Genomic DNA, 16,781 nt, shown 5'->3' with positions numbered 1-16,781 from the left:
AACCTTCAAGGATTGTAAATAAAATTAATTACAATAAAAAACGATAGAAACAAATTACTTCCCTTTAATGAAAATAAAGTAAATGCCTCTTTATTGGGTAAAAATAATAAAAGCGAGAGTTATAAAACTCCCTTTATTAAGTCGTATGCTACCTTACCATCTTCCCAGTTAATAAATAAGACAATAGCAGTTTGGGATGATGAGATTTCAACGATGTTTATGTGTGCTTCCTTAAGTGGATTGGTGATTTCAGTGATTACACCAGGAGTTTCAATAAAGTCTGGGTTAATCATGGTTAACATTGCAATGTCTCTTCCTAAGGATATTGAGCTTAAACTGTCTTCAGCAATGACTAAGTTGTGCAATAAATGGTATGCTTCATCAGCATCGCATTTATCCAAGAATAAGGTAATTGAATTTTGACCTGCAGAAATTCCATAAATGTTGATATTAGCTTCCGCTACCAAAGTTGTCATTTTTGCAAGGAGACCAATTTGATTAAGCAAATCTTCCCCAACCAAAGCAACTACAGAAATAGGTTCCGGATGCAAGCATACTGATTTGCTCATGGAATCTTCAAAGGGACCTACAATCTCAGTCCCAGGGTCAGACAAATCACCTTTTTCAAAGCTAATGATTTTTGCTTTTATTTCAGGATCTTTAAATCTTAAAGCATGAGGGTGTAAAACTTGTGCTCCGTGAGTAGCTAAATCTCTCATCTCTTCAACAGAGATGTAGTCCAATTTTTCAGCTTCATTGATTTTTCTTGGATCAGTTGACATTACTCCATCCACATCGGTAACGATAATCACATCATCTGCATTTAAGCAATGCCCTAACAGGAATGCAGTTACATCACTTCCACCTCTTCCTAAGGTGGTCACTTCTCCATTTTCAGTTCTTCCCAAGAATCCGCAGACAACTGGAATGATTCCTTGATCTAAAAGTCCTAAAAGCCCTTGAGATTGTTCTTCAGTTCTTTCAAAATCAATTTGAGCTTTTCCATAGTTGTCATCAGTAATTACAGGCCATAAGTCATGGCTTGGATCTATGTATTCGGATTTTACACCTAAGGATTCCAAGACTGATGAAAATACTCTAATGCTGGTTCTCTCACCCATGGATAAAATTTCCGCCAATTGCTTTTCAGTTACTTCTTTTCCAATGGATTCATCAGCAATAGCTACTAAGTCATCAGTAGTCTTGTTAATAGCTGATACAACAACCACAACCTTCTTTCCTTCCATATATGCATTTACGATAGATTGTGCAGCTTTTCTAATTCTTTGTCCATTTCCAATCGAAGTACCGCCAAATTTGGCTACAATTAATTCCATTTGTTTACACACCTTTTCTTTTAAATTAAAAATTAAAATAAATATTTTGATAAATCATATTTTATAGACTATTATCCATTTATTAATTATATTAAAGGGTATTTATATATTTAATTATTAATTTTACAATTTTTTAATGTAAATTATCCATTTGTTAATAAAAAATACTGAATAATTAATAAAAACCTAAACAAAAAAGATCCAAATAATTACCAATAAAAATTTAAAAAATGATAAGATTGCTATAAAAATTATAAAAAAGTAGTAGATTAAATTAATTAATCTAAAAATAGAAGATTAAAATAAATTAATCTTAAAAAAAGTAAAAAATAAAATTAAGCTTGGTTTGCTTGTTGTTTTACTAATCTAGTAATGTAACCAGCAATTTTATTTCTTAAGTGTTTGGTACTTACAGTAGAGTACTCTGCTACTAATTTTTTGTTTTCTTCAAAATCAGTAGTAAATTTGCCTTGGTGAGTTTCAATTAATTCTTTTGATATACGTTTTACGAATGAAGTTCTAATATTTCCCATAATCATTCCTCCAAAATTTCTCTTTGTTTATTTTTACTTAAAGTTGTTAGCATGTCCATAATATCGCTAAGAATATCGTTGTCAATATTCAAGTCTTCAGCTAATTTATTTACTTTGGCATGAACTTGAGCTTCTCTTGACTTATCATAAATTTCCATGCCTAAAAAGACTTTAGCTAAAACAATATCCCTACCAAGTGAAGTTCTTTCACTTATTAAGTTAACTAAATCATTATCAATTTCATCGATTCTTTTTCTAGACTTTTCAAGAACATCCTGAGCTTCTTCCTCATTTTCAAATAAGCCCATAATCTCTTTCTTATCCACAAAAATAACTCCATAGTTTTGATAATAATTATACTTTATATCTCATCTTATATAAAGATAGTTATTGAAATTATTTTTGAAAAATAAATTATCCTATTTAAAAATTTCTTTTCAGATGCTCTCAAAAACAATTAAAATATATTATAACAAATATTAAACCAAGAACAAAAAATAAATTTTGTAAAAATGAAATTATTGGGAATAAAAGTGAAATCATGCACTACATTAACGCTAAAAGCATCCTGTCCAACAAGAATGGAATGAACCTGTACAGAGGTTGCACACATGGCTGCATCTACTGCGACTCAAGGAGCAATGTCTACAATATGGACCATGCATTTGAAGACATTGAAGTCAAGGCAAATGCAACAGAACTCCTTAAGAAAGCCCTAAAGAATAAAAAGGAAAAGGTCATGATTGGAACAGGATCAATGACAGACCCATACATACCTCTTGAAAAGAAGATACAAAATGTGAGAGAATCATTAGAGCTGATTAACAAATACGGTCATGGATTTACTTGCATAACAAAATCAAACCTAATACTCAGGGACTTGGATTTGCTTAAAGAAATCAATGAAAAGGCAAAAGTAGTCATTCAGATGACCTTGACAACATACAATGAGGACTTATGCAAAATACTTGAACCTAATGTTTGCACTACAAAGGAAAGAGTGAAAGTATTGAAAATTCTAAATAAGCACGACATACCGACAGTTGTTTGGCTATGCCCAATTCTTCCATTCATTAACGATACAGAAGAAAACATCAATGGAATACTTGACTATTGCATAGAGTCAAATGTAAAAGGAATAATCTGCTTTGGAATGGGAATGACCTTAAGGGAAGGAAACAGGAAATATTTCTATAAAAAACTGGACAAGCATTTTCCAGGACTTAAGGAAAAATACATCATGACTTATGGAAACAGCTATGGAATAGCTAGTCCAAATCAAAAGGAATTAATGAAGATCTTCTATAAAAGAACAAATGAAAACAATATCATGAACAATCCAGATGAAATATTTGAATACTTGCATGAGTTTCCAAGCAAGGATAAAACTAAGCAGACCACTTTATTTTAAAAAATAGTGTAAAAATAGAAAAAATAGTAAAAAATAAAAAAAGAAAAAAGAAAAAGAAAAATAATTAAATAATCCTTGTTCCTCTATTATCCACAGTTGTTTCAATGACTCTACCATCATATGAAGCCCAAGCCTCTTTAACGCCATCAATGGAACTCTCATCCACAATAGCTACAAAAGAGGAACCTGTTCCAGACAATCCAGAAGCAAGTGCGCCAGCTTGAAGTGCATCAAGAGCAATATTATTATTAAATCCTAAAACATTACCATACAAGAGCCCATTTAATGTCAAAGCTTCAAGATAATCACCATCAAGGGCTTTATTGAATGCCATGCTTACAAATGGAGCAACCAATTTCATCCTTTCAACATCGGAAGATCCGCTTAAGGATTCCTTATCAGGCATGAATACCAAAACATCATAATCAGGCATTCTTTCCTGATGCAAAATCTCCCTATTTCCATTATCTGTGATGGTTAATCCTCCAAAGAAAGATGCTGAAGCGTCATCAAAAGCACCTGTAATTGTAACTCCCGCTTCAAGAGATGCATCAATACCCATGTTTATCATTTCCATATCTGTCAATGGCTCAAGGCAAAACTCGCTTGCAACCAATGCAGCAGTAGCCATGACAACAGCATTTGATAAAGCGCTGCTTGAAGAAAGGCCAGAACCTAAAGGCAAATTGGATTTTGTATTGACTTCAATTCCCTGCCCATTTCCAAAATCCAAGCTAGGTATGATATCATCGAAATCCAATGCACTTCCTATCTTGTAATGGTCTAAAACCTGTTCTACACATAAGTTCATCAAATGAGGATCAGCCCCTATATCTGATGAGCAGTTGACACCGACATCGGAAAACTTGGCCTCTGCCTCAATACCTAAGCCTATGCCAAATGCAGAACCGAAACCTGTTGAAATAGCATTGATTATTGTTGCAGAACCTGGAGAAAATACTGTTTTAGTCAAAAAATCACCTAATATCTTATAAATCTATATATTAATTTTTAAAATCAAATGATATATATTTAATGTAAATCAATTAAAGTATTGTATAAATTTATTAAAAAAATAAGTTTTATAAAAATAAACTTTATATTAATGTAAGTAAATATATTATAATACAATAATTTTTAAAAATTAATATGAAAAATAAAGAAATATTACAATAACTAAAAATGCTGCATTATAAGAAAAAAGAGTGATACTATGAGTGAAAACAATACAAATTGGCTTAACATCGGTTTAGGTGCATTTATTATACTTGCTATAGTATTGCTTTTAGTACTTGTTTTACCATTTGGAAATTTAGTTACACAGCAAGATGAGATAGCAGTCATAACAATCAATGGAGCTGTCACCTATGATTCATCCAATTCCACCAAGATATTCACTAGCGCAAGCCAAATAGAAAATGCATTGAATGAAGCTAATTCAAATCCAAATGTAAAGGCTATTGTTTTGGATATCAACAGTAAAGGTGGAAGCCAGGTAGCAAGTGAAGAGATTGCAAGTTGCATTAAAAGCTCAACCAAGCCAGTTGTTGCATACATTGGAGATAAGGGATTGGATGAGAGCTATTTGATTGCAAGCAGTGCTGATGCTATCGTTGCAAGTTCATCTTCTTCAATTGGAGGAATCGGCCTTAGCTATATTGACAGCAGCAAATACTCTAAAGTCAAGCTTACTGGAGTTTACAATAAGGATTATCTTAAATTGAATAAATCAAATGAAACAAACCCAGATAATCTTTTAAACGGCCAAAAGATGATAGATCAAGATTATACACAATTCATCAAAGCAATAGCTAAAAACAGAGACTTGAAACCAAATTACCTTGCAAAATTAGCTCATGGCAAAAGATACAATGGTAATGAAGCTAAAAACTTAGGATTAGTTGATAAGCTTGGAAATAAGAATAAGGCTATTGAATTAGCTGCTTCAAAAGCTAATGCAACCAATTACACTGCAGTTAATTATCCTAAAAGCAAAAAAAGCTTAACTGAAACTTTAAGTGAAAATAAGATTTTCAATTTAGAGTTTTAGACTATTTTTTAATTAAAAAGCAAAAATTAATCTATTTCTTCTTAACTATGTTTTCTATTTAAATAGGAATATTTATATACTAACGAACAATAATATATAAAATAAATTTATAAAAGTTAAAGATTTTTATGAATTTATAATTACAATTTAACTAAAAACAAAATAAACTTAAATAATTATTAAACAAGGTGATATAATGGCACACAAAATAGAAGTATTTACCTCACCAACCTGTCCACATTGTCCAGGTGCTGTAAAAGTTGTTGAAGAAGCAAAAGCAAAATTAGGAGATGAAATCGAAGTTCAAATCCTCAGTATTGCTGATCCTGCTAACAGAGATTTAGCTATTGATTATGGAGTTCACGCAGTCCCTGCAATTGCAATCAACAATTCATTAGCATTCATTGGTGCTCCAACTCTCGAAGAGTTATTAGAAAGATTAGAATAATTGCAAAAACAATTTTCTATATTTTTCTTTTTTTACTATTTACTATTTTTATTTTAATTAAATTTTCAACACCCATTTTAAAAACAAATTTTTACTATTTTTCAAACAATTACACTATTTTTTCAAGCAATTTTATATAAGAATAAATAGAATTAATAAGATATATTATAACATTAAGTTAATGTTTAGTTAATATTAAATTAATTAATCCAAATATTTCTAAATTTAAGAGGTTAAAACATGAAAATTGCTATGGTTGGACAATTTCCACCACATATTGGAGGAGTTGGAGTCCATATACACACATTATCAAAGGAATTGATAAAAAAAGGCCATGAAGTGTATGTAATCACTTACCCTCACAAGGACATTAAGGATATTGATGGAATCCATGTTATAGGCACAAAAGGAGTTAACATTCCAGGACTTCGAGGATTATTCTTTGCAATCAATGCTGAAAGAGAGCTTAAGAAGTTGATTGAAAGGGAAAACATAGACATTATCCACGGACATTATTTGCTGCCTGCAGGATGGGCAAGCGTAAAGGCTGGAAAATCAACTCATACCAAAACCTATGTAACCTCACATGGATCAGACATGTTTGAAACCTACAAAAAGCAAAAGTTCACAAGACCTCTCATCAATAAAGTGCTTAAGGATGCTGATGTAGTACTTGCTGTAAGTGAAACTTTAAAAGAGGAAATCATAAAGACAAATATTCCAAATATTAAAGAAAAGACAAGATTGCACTGGAATAGTATAGATGTCGATAAGTTTAAAACCACAGAAGAAAACAAGGACAAATTTAAAAAAGAATTGGTCCAAGAATTCGGCATAGATGCAGATAAACCTATCATTTTATTTGTCGGAAATATAATTAAAAGAAAGAATGTTGAATTGCTGATTGACGCTAAAAAAGAAATGAGCGTGGAAGCGAATCTTGTCATCGTTGGTGATGGCCCACAATCAAAAGAGCTCAAGGAAAAATGTGAAAAGGAAGATATTCAAAATGTTTACTTTACAGGCACAAGAAGAGATGTCGAAGATGTGATACCAAGTTGCGACCTTCTCGTATTGCCATCATTCAGTGAAAGTTTTGGGCTTGTGCTTATTGAAGCTTTATCCTGTGGAAAGCCAGTCATTGGAAGCAATGTTGGAGGAATAAAGGAAATCATTACTGAAGATGTTGGTTTACTGATAGATCCAAATGACCCAACAGATTTGGCGAATGCTATTGATAGAGTCTTGAGCGATGAAGAATTGATGGAAAGATTCAAGTCAAATGCAAGAGATAGGGCAAAAGACTTTGGAGAAACCGAATTGCCTTATGATGAATTGAATTAAAAATTATAAAAACATTTAAAAATTAATTTAAATTAATAAAATTCATTTAAATTAAAAAATAATAATTATTAAGCTAAATTATACTCAAATTTTGGATAATAGTTATTAATAATAAAAAATAAACTAAATTAAAGAAAACATATTTGCAAAATTATCAATTAATTTAGAGGTTATCAAATGGGAGAAAAAGAATTTACTCACCTAACTGAAACTGGAGTTCATATGGTGGAAGTTGGAGCTAAGCCACAGCAAAGAAGAACTGCAGTGGCAAGCGGAAAGATTCATCTTCAAAAGGAAACAATTGACATGATCAAGAATGCAGAAATCAAAAAGGGAAATGTATTGACAACTGCCCAAATAGCTGGAATTCAAGCTGTAAAAAAGACATCTGACATCATTCCCCTTTGCCATCCATTGAACTTGAGTGGAATCGAAATAGAATTTGATGTTGGAGAAGAGGAAATCACTGCAACTTGCGAATGTAGATTGACTGGACAAACCGGTGTGGAAATGGAAGCAATCACTGGAGTAAGCGTAGCATTGCTCACCATTTGGGACATGACAAAAGCAGTTGAAAAAGATGAAAACGGACAATATCCAGACACTAAAATCTCTGACATTGTAGTTCTTAAGAAAGAAAAAATCTAATCCGTTTAAATTTTAAAACTTACCAAATGCTCTAAGAAAATCAAGATTATATATTAAATACAAACATATTATAAAAATTAATCTTTTATTTCATTTATAAAAACTATTAGACTGATTAATATGGAAAACATCCCTGAAAACATTAAGACAATAATCAATAGCTGCTATCCTTACATTGAGGATTTCAATCCTGCCCAAAAGGCAGTGATTGAATCAGGATACCTTGAAAACAATAAGAATTGTGTCATAGCTATTCCTACCGCTAGTGGGAAAACCGTGCTTGGAATAATGGCGGCTCTCAAATCCATTTTAGATGGTGGAAAAGCGGTTTATGCTGCACCTCTCCTTTCAATCCAAAATGAAAAAGTCAAGGAATTCAAGAAATTCGAGGAATTTGGAATCGAGGTGGGAAAACATCCTTCATCTTCAGACTTGTCAGTTATGGTATTTGAATCATTTGATGCATTGACCAGATTTTCATGGGATGCCTTAAGGGAAGTCGATACATTAATCATCGATGAGTTCCATATGATCGGCGAATTTACAAGAGGTCCTACTATAGAATGTGCAATAACCAGGGCAAAAATAATCAATCCAAGCTTAAGGATCATTGCATTATCAGCAACTCTTGAAAATATGGGTGAGATTGAAAACTGGTTAGATGCAACTGTCGTAGAGCATGACTACAGACCAGTCCCATTAAATAAAGACGTATTGGATGCTGAAATGTTCAATACAAAAAACAAGAATGATGTGGTTGTAAAAGTTATTGAAAAGGCAATCTCAGATGATGCACAGGCATTGAGCTTCGTATCAACAAGAAGATTTACAGAAAGCCTTGCCAATTATGTTGCAGGTAAGCTGAAGAAGAAAACTACAGCTGAGCAAAAGCAACGCTTCAAGGAAGTGGCAGATAAGTTGCTTTCAGTTCCTGAGAAAAAGGGATCAAGACCAACTTCAACTTGCCTTAAATTAGCTGAAAGCTGTGAAAACGGTGCGGTTTTCCACCATGCAGGTCTTTTCAGTGAGCAAAAGGAAATCATTGAAGAGGAATTCAGAAATGGAAATATCCTAATGATTGCAGCCACTCCAAGCTTAATGTATGGGGTTAACCTTCCTTCAAAATATGTGGTTATCAGAGACTATACAAGATGGACTTCAGATGGTCCTCAAGCGATTCCAGTTTTTGATTATGAGCAAATGTCCGGTAGAGCAGGAAGGCCTCAATATGACGATACAGGTTATTCCTATTTGATTGCCAAATCCATGGAAGAGGCAATCACTCTTGAAGAGCGTTACATCAATGGTCAAGTAGAACCTACAAACTCTAAATTAATTGAAAACAAGGATGCTGTATTTAAGCAGATTATTGCACAAGTGGCATCCACTTTATCAAAAACTCCGGAAGAGCTTCAGGACTTTTTCACCAAAACATTCTATGGATATCAGATGACTGCAAATGCTTCCATGAGCTTCTTTGCTGAGGAAAGCTTGAAATTTGAAATCATGAATGCCTTGGAATTCTTGCTTCAGAACCAGATTTTGCAAGCTACCCCAAGCGGACTCAAGACAACTCCATTCGGTAATCTTATAGCAAGATCCAATTATAGTGTTGAAACAGCTGTAAAAATCAAGGAATATGCAAACAATCTGGATAACTTTAAGGCGGAGGAACTTATTTACCAATTAGCACAAACTCCAGATATGCCTCTCATTGCATTTAAGGGCAGAAAATCCAAGGACCCTGTTCGTGAAATGCTATCCAACTATGGCCTATTTGCCATTGACATTGGAAACCCTGAAGCAACAGCAGTGTCTTTAATTGAATGGATAAACGAAAGGACAGAGTACCAAATTGAAAATGCTTATCATGTTTACTCCTCATCCACCAGACGCTCTGCATATGAAGCTTCATTGCTTGTAAGGTTTACTAAGAATACTCTTGAAGTTCTTGGAAAATACGCTTATTCAAAAGATTTGGATTTCCTTTCTGCAAGGCTTTACTATGGTGTAAAAGAAGACATCATTCCTCTTGTTATTGGAGTCAAACGTTTAGGAAGGCGTCGTGCAAGAGCATTGGTTGATGTGTTCGGTGATGATTTAAGACCATATTCAGAAAAAGAGCTTCAAAAGGTTGATGGAATTGGTCCAAAATTAGCTCATAACATTAAAAAATTCGCAGATAATTATTAATTAATTATCTTTTTACTATTTTTAAAAAAAAGACCTTAAACAAAATTTGAATAATTAATTATCTCTTTACTATTTTTAAAAAAAAGATCTTAAAAAAATATTTGAAAAAATATGAAAAATAGATAGATTTTGATTTTAATAATATAAAAAATTTAAAAAAAGAAAAAATAAAGAAAGAGGAGAATTATCCTCCACCTTCACAACCTTGAATGTCATTTAAGTTGGCATTGAGTTCTTCATAGCCTTCCTTAATGTCCTTGACTTGCTCAAGAGTGTCCTTATCAAGGTTTTCAGAATCAATGATGTCTTTTTCATTAACAACTTCTAAAGAGTCAGCTGCATACCATAAGGCAGGTTCATCTAATTTTACCCATTGCTCATTGTCTTCTTCTTTCAAGTCAACAACTTTGCTTATGGTACCAGTGCCTGTATATCTTATAAAAGTACCTACATCAATGGTTTCTCCTCGAATATCACAAAAACTCATATTATCACCAATAAGTTTTAATAAAGTCTTCAAAGAAGAAAATAAATAAAAATTTAAATTTAATCTATTTCCACTTCAGCTGCTTCTTCAGTCTCTTCTTCTGCTTCTGCTTCATCATCAACAATTTCAGCTTCAACTTCTTCCACTTCTTCTTTAGCTTCTTTTGCTTTTTCAGCTTCTTCAATTGCAGCTTCTTTGTTGATTTCCTTATCTAATAAAACGTAATCTCCAATGCTTTTTACATCTTCAAAGTCAATTTCGATTTTGTTGGAAGAGATGAAGTTTTTCTTAAGGACAATGGTTATTGCAGTGATTTTACCTTCTTGAGGATCAAATTCAGCATCATCGATTTTACCTACTTCATTTGCATTAGCATCTAAAGCCATCATACCTAATAATTGTTTAATTTTCATTCTATTACCTCAATTATTAATTTCATGAAATTATGCCATTACATAATTTCCATTATTTAAGAATATGAAATGAAAATATATAAACTTATCTAAATATTTTTAAAAGTAATAAGATTTATATAATATGTGAAAATAAATTAATATTTTAAAAGCAATATAATATATTAATAGAAAACAAATTAAATCTTAAAAAAAAAATATTGAAAAATTTATATGGTGAACTTAATGGAAGAAGCATGTCGAATTATCATCGAGGATATCATAAACGGAAAGATAACTACTCGCCGTGAGCTTGAAGTGGAAAAAAGACAGCTCTGTAGAGATAGGAATCTAAAGAAATTTATGAGCAATTCTGTAATCCTTGAACATGCAAGCCTTGAAGAGAAGAAAATCGTTTCCAATCTATTGAGAAAGAAACCAACCAGAACAATATCTGGAGTGGCTATTGTTGCAGTGATGTGCCATCCGCACCAATGCCCTCATGGAAGATGCTACTATTGTCCTGAAAGTGACATTGCACCTCCAAGCTATACTGGAGAGGAACCTGCAGCACTTAGAGGAAGGATGTTCAAATTCCATCCATATGTCCAGTGCTACAACCGCCTAAAGCAATTGCACAAGGTAGGTCACCCAATCGATAAGGTTGAACTCATCATTATGGGAGGAACCTTCCCTTCAAAAGACATATGCTATCAGGAATGGTTCGTTTCACAATGTTTGAAGGCAATGAGTGACTTTGGAGTGATTCTTGAAAACATAACTGAAATTGGAGATATTGAAACTTTTAATAAAGAGGATCTCTTAAAGTATCCTCCATATAGCAACAATGCCCTTAAGACATATCCCCCAAATGATTATGTCCTTATAGACGACATCCAAAGAATAAACGAAAGCTCTAAAGTAAGATGCATTGGAATGACATTTGAAACCAGACCAGACTACTGTAAGGAGACTCATGTTGACAGAATGTTGAAGATGGGGGTTACAAGGGTTGAATTAGGTGTTCAAACCATCCATAACCATATTTATGAAAAAATCAAAAGAGGGCATACAGTTGAGGATGTCATTGAAGCAAACAGGATTTTAAGGGACTCTGGGGTGAAAGTGGCTATGCATATGATGCCTGGTCTTTTCCCTCTTGCAAGAGATGAACCTAGAATAGAACAATGCCCAGAAAAAGATTTGGAAATGTTTAAAACCATCTTTACAAATGAAAACTTCAAGCCAGACATGCTTAAGATTTACCCTTGTCTTGTTACTGATGGAAGTGAGCTTCACAAATTATGGAAAGAAGGCAGATACAGACCATACAGTGATGAGGAAGCTGTTGAACTGATAGTTCAAATCAAGAAAATCTTGCCGAAATGGGTAAGGACCATGAGAATCCAAAGGGATATTCCATCCACATTAATTGAAGATGGCGTTAAGAAATCCAACCTTGGCGAACTGGTCTACAATCGTCTTGAAGAAGAGAATATCAATTGCCAATGCATAAGATGCCGGGAAATAGGCCATAAAAAGACCAAGGAAGAGTATTCCATTGATGATTATAAACTGTTTGAAGAAGATTACATTGCTACAGAAGGAAGAGAACACTTCCTATCCATTGAAGATAAGAATGAAGAGACCCTAGCAGGATTCCTAAGATTAAGAATGCCTTCCGAAAAAGCACATAGAGAAGAGATTGATAATAAAACAGCTATTGTGCGTGAATTGCATGTTTATGGAAACATGATAAAGATCGGACAGAAAGGAAGTAATATCGGACAGCACACAGGCTTTGGTGAAAAGTTGTTGAAACGTGCTGAAGAGATAAGTATCGACCAGAACAAGGAAGAGCTATTGATTATCAGCGGCATTGGAGCCAGAAATTATTACCGCAAATTCGGTTATGAACGTAAAGGCCCATATATGGCTAAAAAATTGGTTTAAATAGCACTTAAATATTTGTTTTATTAAAAAAACATCAAAAGTTGAAACAATCAGACAAGACAAAAGTATTATATAGTTTGAAGTTAAACTAACTATTATATACATATAAAACTAATATTAAATTAACTAATATTAAATTAATGATTAAAATTATGAAAAAATGATTAAAATTTAATATTATTTATGAAAATTATATTTATTGAAGATTAAAATTTAATATTAATTATGAAAAATAATTGAATGATTACTGAATTAATCTTATTGGAGATTAGAATCGTTTTAAAAATAGGGAGATGACTTAAATGATCAACAAAGCTGAAAAACTTGCAAAAGCTATTGAATTTACTCATTTAGATAATACTGCAACCATTGAGGAAATGAAAGCATTCTTCGCAAAAGCAAAGGAATATCCTTTTTATGCTGTTGTAGTTTTACCTCATTTTGTTAAACTAGCAAAAGAAGAATTGAAAGACACTGACATGAAAGTGGTGACTGTTATTGACTTCCCATTAGGTGCAGGAAACACCGAAGGAAAAGTAGCAGAAGCTAAAGCTGCAATTGCAGATGGTGCAGATGAAATCGACATGATGGCAAATATCCCATCAATTAAAGAACGTGACTTCGAATACGTTAAAAATGATATCAAAGCAGTTAAAGAAGCAATTGGAGACCACATACTCAAAGTAATTATTGAAAACCCTCTTCTTAATGAAGATGAAATGGCTGGAGCTTCCAGAATGTGTGAAGAAGGAGGAGCAGATTACGTTAAGACCTCAAGCGGATTCAATGGAAAACAACATTTCTATTCCTTGATGGAAAGTTTAAGAATTATGAAAAAGAATGCTCCGCATCTTGAAATGAAAGCAGCTGGCGGAATTGATAACTATAAGTTAGCAAATAATGTTCTTGCTGCAGGAGTAAGCAAGATTGGAACTTCTTCCGGACACATCATTATGGATCAACTTAATCATGTACTTGATAATCAGAAAGTGGATCCTAATCAAAAAACAGGCCCAAGACTTATTTAAATAAATTATACAAAATTTTATAATTTATTTATTTTCTTTTTTATTTCTATTTTTTCAAATTTTAATTATCAATAACATTCTTTTTTTGAAGCATTTTAAAATCTGCTGGTTTTATTTTTAAAAAAATAGTTCGTATATAATAAAACTAAATATTCCTCGATAAAAAAAGTGCCGTAGGCCGGACTTGAACCAGCGACATCCAGATCTTCAGTCTGGCGTTCTCCCAACTGAACTACTACGGCAAATGGACCGAACGAGATTCGAACTCGTGATCACCGCCATGTCAAGGCGGTATCATACCCCTAGACCACCGGTCCTTCTTACTCATTAAAATATGTTTATAATTATATATAAATGTTTCTAAATCAATAATTTTAGAAAATTAAAATTAAGAAATTTCATTTAAAAATAACTCTTTTTAAAAACAAAATCTTAAAAAACCGATGCCTAGAGCCTAACAAATAAAATGACAGACATATTAAAATATGTTAATAATTACATATAAACTTAATGGAAAACCATGTGAAAAAATTTTTAATTATTAAGAATAATATTTAAAAAAGTTAAACAGTATTAAAAAACAGTGCAAATAGATAAAAATATGTAAAAATAGATAAAAATATGTAAAAATAGATAAAAATAGACAGAAATTTTAAAAAAAAATAATTGGCCAATAAAGATCTTGGCCAATAGTTAACAGTTAAAAACTAGAGATAACAAACTTATTTGATTGCTAATTTGATATCTTCAGCTTTTACGGTTTTTCTACCAGCGTGGCGTGCGAAATTAACTGCTTTTTTAGCTAATTCGTCACCTTTTTCTTCAAGAGCTTCAGCTAATGCAACTTTTGCATCATCACTAATTCTTTGTGCGCCAGCATTTTTTAAGATACGACCGACAGGTGCGATTGGTAATTCACTCATATTTTCACCTCCAATTGAAAGTGTGTTCTACCTAGTATATAAATGTTTTGTTTTTTTAAGGCCATTAAATCACTTATTATTCAAAAAATAGTTGTAAAAATATAGATTTTTTAATAATGAGAAATATTAAAACTAATTAAAAAAATTTAATAAAAAATATATGAAAAAAAGGTATTTAAAAGCCATAGAACTCTTAAAAAATAAACCTTTTAAAAACTCTTAATTCTTTAAATAAATAGCCAAATATCTTTATTTTATTAAATAAATAACAAATAGTCTTTAAAAAAAGCAAAGAAAGAAAATTTTCTTTAAAAGGTAAATAAAATATAAATTAGTCTTTAAAACAAAAATACAAGATAATTTAAAAGTTATTTAAAAAAATAACTAATTTTAAAAGAGTTTTTTATCTAAATTTTCTAAGAATTTTCTAAATTAGAAAATAATGAAAATATTAGTGTAAAAGTAATAATAATTAGAAAAAATTCCTTAAAAAAATAATTAGGGAATTGATAATTTCATAAAAGTAAAATAAGAAAAAATAAAGGATAAAATAAATGCTGAATAAAATGAAAAATTAATGATAAAATAAATAAAAAATTAAATGATAGAATAAATGCTGAATAAAATGAAAAATTAAATGAAAAATTAAATGATAAAATAAAAGAATAAGAAAAGAATAAAAAATTAGATCTTATGACCAATCAGATAAGTTCCGGTTGTCTCATCAATATGAACCTTGATAAACTCACCTAATTCGACATCCTGAACAACTACTGGAATATATGAATCGGTTTTTGCAATGAAACCACCTTTGGAACCTTTACCAACAACCAATGCATTTAATTCCTTACCCTTTAGGCATTTGTTTTCCTCTTCAATAATTCCAAATTTAATATCGGATAAAATTTTGGATCTTCTTTTCATATCCTCAAATGGAATATTTGGAAGATCAGATGAACTTGCACCTTCCCTATGCTGATACTTTGATAAATGAATCAAATTGAATTTTATCTCTTCAATCAAATCTGCAGTCATCAAAAAGTCCTCTTCAGTTTCTGTAGGATAACCTATAATGATATCTGTAGCCAATGTAAGGTTTGGGATTTCCTCCTTAAACCTATAAACAATTTTCTTATAATCTTCAACAGTGTGATTCCTTCTCATATGCTTCAAGACTGCATCACTTCCAGATTGAATAGGCAAATGGATGAAATTGTATACCTTTTCCATCTTAAATGCATCAATTAGATTCTCAAGGTCATTTCCTATGTTTTTAGGGTGCATCATTCCAACACGAACTTTAAAGTCACCATCTAAACCAGCCACTTCCTTAATCAAGTCAGATAGCTTTTCACCAGTGTCCTTTCCAAATGCAGAAGTGTCTTGAGCTGTAAGCTCAATTTCTACGCAACCATCTTCAATAGCTTGTTTTGCTTCCTTTACAATATCCTCAATCGGATAACTGTTTAGATGGCCCCTTGCAAAGCGAGTGCAACAGTAACTGCAGGAACCTAAGCAACCTTCACATATTTGGATAACATGAACATATGGGTCCTGACGTATTTTAGGAACACAAACTTTAGGCTCATCTGAAAAGCCAAACTCTCTGGAAACTTCCCCACCAATAGCTGACTTGACAACATCAGCAGTCTTGTTCAATTGGTGAGGACCAATCCAAGAGCAGTTCGGTCCAATTGCATCAAGCTTTTTAGGATCCACTTCAACCATACATCCTGCAACAATGATTTCCTTATCTGGAAATTCCTCTTGAAGCCTTCTGATTCTATTTATCACCTTGCTTTCAGTAGGCAATTTTACATAACAGGTGTTTACAATAATTGCATCCGCTTCCTCTTGATTATCTACAATATCAATGGAATTGGCATTTAAAATACCTGCCATAATTTCAGAATCAGCTTGATTGAATGTGCATCCGTAAGTTTCTATAAATACTTTCATATTATCCTCTAAAAATAAAAATAGATTATATGGGAATTGAATATATCATCCCAATAGAAAATTTTAAATTGTTTT

The 16,781-nt window shown here is 32.0% G+C and carries 16 protein-coding genes and 2 tRNA genes; 8 read left to right on the top strand and 10 right to left on the bottom strand.

Annotation, left to right across the window (positions count from 1 at the left end; genetic code table 11):
- Positions 1-119: 119 nt before the first annotated feature.
- The 3 genes from ACJMLB_RS03065 to ACJMLB_RS03055 form a co-directional block, all read right to left on the bottom strand.
- The gene (locus tag ACJMLB_RS03065) at positions 120-1,337 is read right to left on the bottom strand and encodes an aspartate kinase (RefSeq protein WP_405323569.1); all 1,218 of its coding nucleotides are present in this window, start codon (positions 1,335-1,337) and stop codon (positions 120-122) included.
- A gap of 335 nt (positions 1,338-1,672) precedes the next feature.
- On the bottom strand, positions 1,673-1,870 hold the full coding sequence (locus tag ACJMLB_RS03060; RefSeq protein ID WP_295606763.1) for a 30S ribosomal protein S17e: 198 nt from the start codon (positions 1,868-1,870) through the stop codon (positions 1,673-1,675).
- Positions 1,871-1,872: 2 nt separating this feature from the next.
- Positions 1,873-2,196, bottom strand: coding sequence for a chorismate mutase (locus ACJMLB_RS03055; protein ID WP_405323566.1), 324 nt, complete (start codon positions 2,194-2,196; stop codon positions 1,873-1,875).
- Positions 2,197-2,411: 215 nt separating this feature from the next.
- On the opposite strand from ACJMLB_RS03055, the gene ACJMLB_RS03050 reads away from it, so the two are divergent.
- Positions 2,412-3,281, top strand: coding sequence for a radical SAM protein (locus ACJMLB_RS03050; protein ID WP_405323563.1), 870 nt, complete (start codon positions 2,412-2,414; stop codon positions 3,279-3,281).
- 64 nt (positions 3,282-3,345) lie between these two features.
- Here ACJMLB_RS03050 and ACJMLB_RS03045 read toward each other — a convergent pair whose 3' ends face one another.
- Entirely contained in the window at positions 3,346-4,254 is a 909-nt protein-coding gene (locus tag ACJMLB_RS03045) for a shikimate kinase (RefSeq protein WP_405323561.1), read from the bottom strand.
- A 240-nt stretch (positions 4,255-4,494) separates the two neighbouring features.
- Here ACJMLB_RS03045 and ACJMLB_RS03040 point away from each other — a divergent pair, with 240 nt between their 5' ends.
- The 5 genes from ACJMLB_RS03040 (at position 4,495) to ACJMLB_RS03020 (ending at position 9,964) form a co-directional block, all read left to right on the top strand.
- On the top strand, positions 4,495-5,331 hold the full coding sequence (locus ACJMLB_RS03040; protein WP_405323558.1) for a S49 family peptidase: 837 nt from the start codon (positions 4,495-4,497) through the stop codon (positions 5,329-5,331).
- Positions 5,332-5,527: 196 nt separating this feature from the next.
- A complete protein-coding gene (locus ACJMLB_RS03035) occupies positions 5,528-5,779 on the top strand; it encodes an MJ0307 family thioredoxin (RefSeq protein WP_304087109.1) in 252 nt (83 codons plus the stop codon).
- Positions 5,780-6,019: 240 nt separating this feature from the next.
- Positions 6,020-7,123: a glycosyltransferase family 4 protein gene (locus ACJMLB_RS03030; protein WP_405323554.1), complete on the top strand. Its 1,104-nt coding sequence runs from the start codon at positions 6,020-6,022 to the stop codon at positions 7,121-7,123.
- Between the two features lie 177 nt (positions 7,124-7,300).
- Positions 7,301-7,771 (top strand): cyclic pyranopterin monophosphate synthase MoaC, encoded by a 471-nt coding sequence (moaC, locus tag ACJMLB_RS03025; RefSeq protein ID WP_405323551.1) that lies wholly within the window; start codon positions 7,301-7,303, stop codon positions 7,769-7,771.
- A gap of 111 nt (positions 7,772-7,882) precedes the next feature.
- Positions 7,883-9,964 carry a DEAD/DEAH box helicase gene (locus tag ACJMLB_RS03020; protein ID WP_405323692.1) on the top strand — a complete coding sequence of 694 codons (2,082 nt, stop codon included), beginning with the start codon at positions 7,883-7,885 and terminating at the stop codon, positions 9,962-9,964.
- Positions 9,965-10,148: 184 nt separating this feature from the next.
- Here the strand turns inward: ACJMLB_RS03020 and ACJMLB_RS03015 are convergent, their stop codons facing one another.
- A complete protein-coding gene (locus ACJMLB_RS03015) occupies positions 10,149-10,451 on the bottom strand; it encodes a DUF2098 domain-containing protein (protein WP_295606739.1) in 303 nt (100 codons plus the stop codon).
- 59 nt (positions 10,452-10,510) lie between these two features.
- Positions 10,511-10,864, bottom strand: coding sequence for a PRC-barrel domain-containing protein (locus tag ACJMLB_RS03010; protein ID WP_405323548.1), 354 nt, complete (start codon positions 10,862-10,864; stop codon positions 10,511-10,513).
- A gap of 225 nt (positions 10,865-11,089) precedes the next feature.
- Here ACJMLB_RS03010 and ACJMLB_RS03005 point away from each other — a divergent pair, with 225 nt between their 5' ends.
- Together ACJMLB_RS03005 and deoC are read left to right on the top strand one after the other, a co-directional pair.
- Complete coding sequence (locus tag ACJMLB_RS03005; protein WP_405323545.1) at positions 11,090-12,796, top strand: tRNA uridine(34) 5-carboxymethylaminomethyl modification radical SAM/GNAT enzyme Elp3; 1,707 nt, start codon at positions 11,090-11,092, stop codon at positions 12,794-12,796.
- 302 nt (positions 12,797-13,098) lie between these two features.
- Entirely contained in the window at positions 13,099-13,824 is a 726-nt protein-coding gene (gene deoC / locus ACJMLB_RS03000; protein ID WP_295606320.1) for a deoxyribose-phosphate aldolase, read from the top strand.
- Between the two features lie 169 nt (positions 13,825-13,993).
- Here deoC and ACJMLB_RS02995 read toward each other — a convergent pair.
- The 4 genes from ACJMLB_RS02995 to ACJMLB_RS02980 form a co-directional block, all read right to left on the bottom strand.
- Positions 13,994-14,066 (bottom strand) — tRNA-Phe (locus ACJMLB_RS02995).
- A gap of 3 nt (positions 14,067-14,069) precedes the next feature.
- Positions 14,070-14,141 (bottom strand) — tRNA-Val (locus ACJMLB_RS02990).
- 405 nt (positions 14,142-14,546) lie between these two features.
- Positions 14,547-14,747 (bottom strand): histone family protein, encoded by a 201-nt coding sequence (locus tag ACJMLB_RS02985; protein ID WP_012956484.1) that lies wholly within the window; start codon positions 14,745-14,747, stop codon positions 14,547-14,549.
- Between the two features lie 684 nt (positions 14,748-15,431).
- Positions 15,432-16,706 carry a tRNA (N(6)-L-threonylcarbamoyladenosine(37)-C(2))-methylthiotransferase gene (locus ACJMLB_RS02980; RefSeq protein WP_405323541.1) on the bottom strand — a complete coding sequence of 425 codons (1,275 nt, stop codon included), beginning with the start codon at positions 16,704-16,706 and terminating at the stop codon, positions 15,432-15,434.
- Positions 16,707-16,781 lie beyond the last annotated feature (75 nt).

The organism is Methanobrevibacter sp. (genome assembly GCF_045114555.1).
GTDB lineage: Archaea > Methanobacteriota > Methanobacteria > Methanobacteriales > Methanobacteriaceae > Methanobrevibacter.
Note: the sequence above shows the minus strand (reverse complement) of the source record. Positions and strands in the feature narration are given on the sequence as shown.

Excerpts from the sequence above, each read along its gene's own strand:
- ACJMLB_RS03035 (WP_304087109.1), top strand. The coding sequence starts at position 5,528 with ATGGCACACAAAATAGAAGTATTTACCTCACCAACCTGTCCACATTGT.
- ACJMLB_RS03015 (WP_295606739.1), bottom strand. The coding sequence starts at position 10,451 with ATGAGTTTTTGTGATATTCGAGGAGAAACCATTGATGTAGGTACTTTT.
- ACJMLB_RS03010 (WP_405323548.1), bottom strand. The coding sequence starts at position 10,864 with ATGAAAATTAAACAATTATTAGGTATGATGGCTTTAGATGCTAATGCA.
- deoC (WP_295606320.1), top strand. The coding sequence starts at position 13,099 with ATGATCAACAAAGCTGAAAAACTTGCAAAAGCTATTGAATTTACTCAT.
- ACJMLB_RS03030 (WP_405323554.1), top strand. The coding sequence starts at position 6,020 with ATGAAAATTGCTATGGTTGGACAATTTCCACCACATATTGGAGGAGTT.
- ACJMLB_RS02985 (WP_012956484.1), bottom strand. The coding sequence starts at position 14,747 with ATGAGTGAATTACCAATCGCACCTGTCGGTCGTATCTTAAAAAATGCT.
- ACJMLB_RS03065 (WP_405323569.1), bottom strand. The coding sequence starts at position 1,337 with ATGGAATTAATTGTAGCCAAATTTGGCGGTACTTCGATTGGAAATGGA.
- ACJMLB_RS03050 (WP_405323563.1), top strand. The coding sequence starts at position 2,412 with ATGCACTACATTAACGCTAAAAGCATCCTGTCCAACAAGAATGGAATG.
- ACJMLB_RS03005 (WP_405323545.1), top strand. The coding sequence starts at position 11,090 with ATGGAAGAAGCATGTCGAATTATCATCGAGGATATCATAAACGGAAAG.
- ACJMLB_RS03060 (WP_295606763.1), bottom strand. The coding sequence starts at position 1,870 with ATGGGAAATATTAGAACTTCATTCGTAAAACGTATATCAAAAGAATTA.
- moaC (WP_405323551.1), top strand. The coding sequence starts at position 7,301 with ATGGGAGAAAAAGAATTTACTCACCTAACTGAAACTGGAGTTCATATG.
- ACJMLB_RS03040 (WP_405323558.1), top strand. The coding sequence starts at position 4,495 with ATGAGTGAAAACAATACAAATTGGCTTAACATCGGTTTAGGTGCATTT.
- ACJMLB_RS02980 (WP_405323541.1), bottom strand. The coding sequence starts at position 16,706 with ATGAAAGTATTTATAGAAACTTACGGATGCACATTCAATCAAGCTGAT.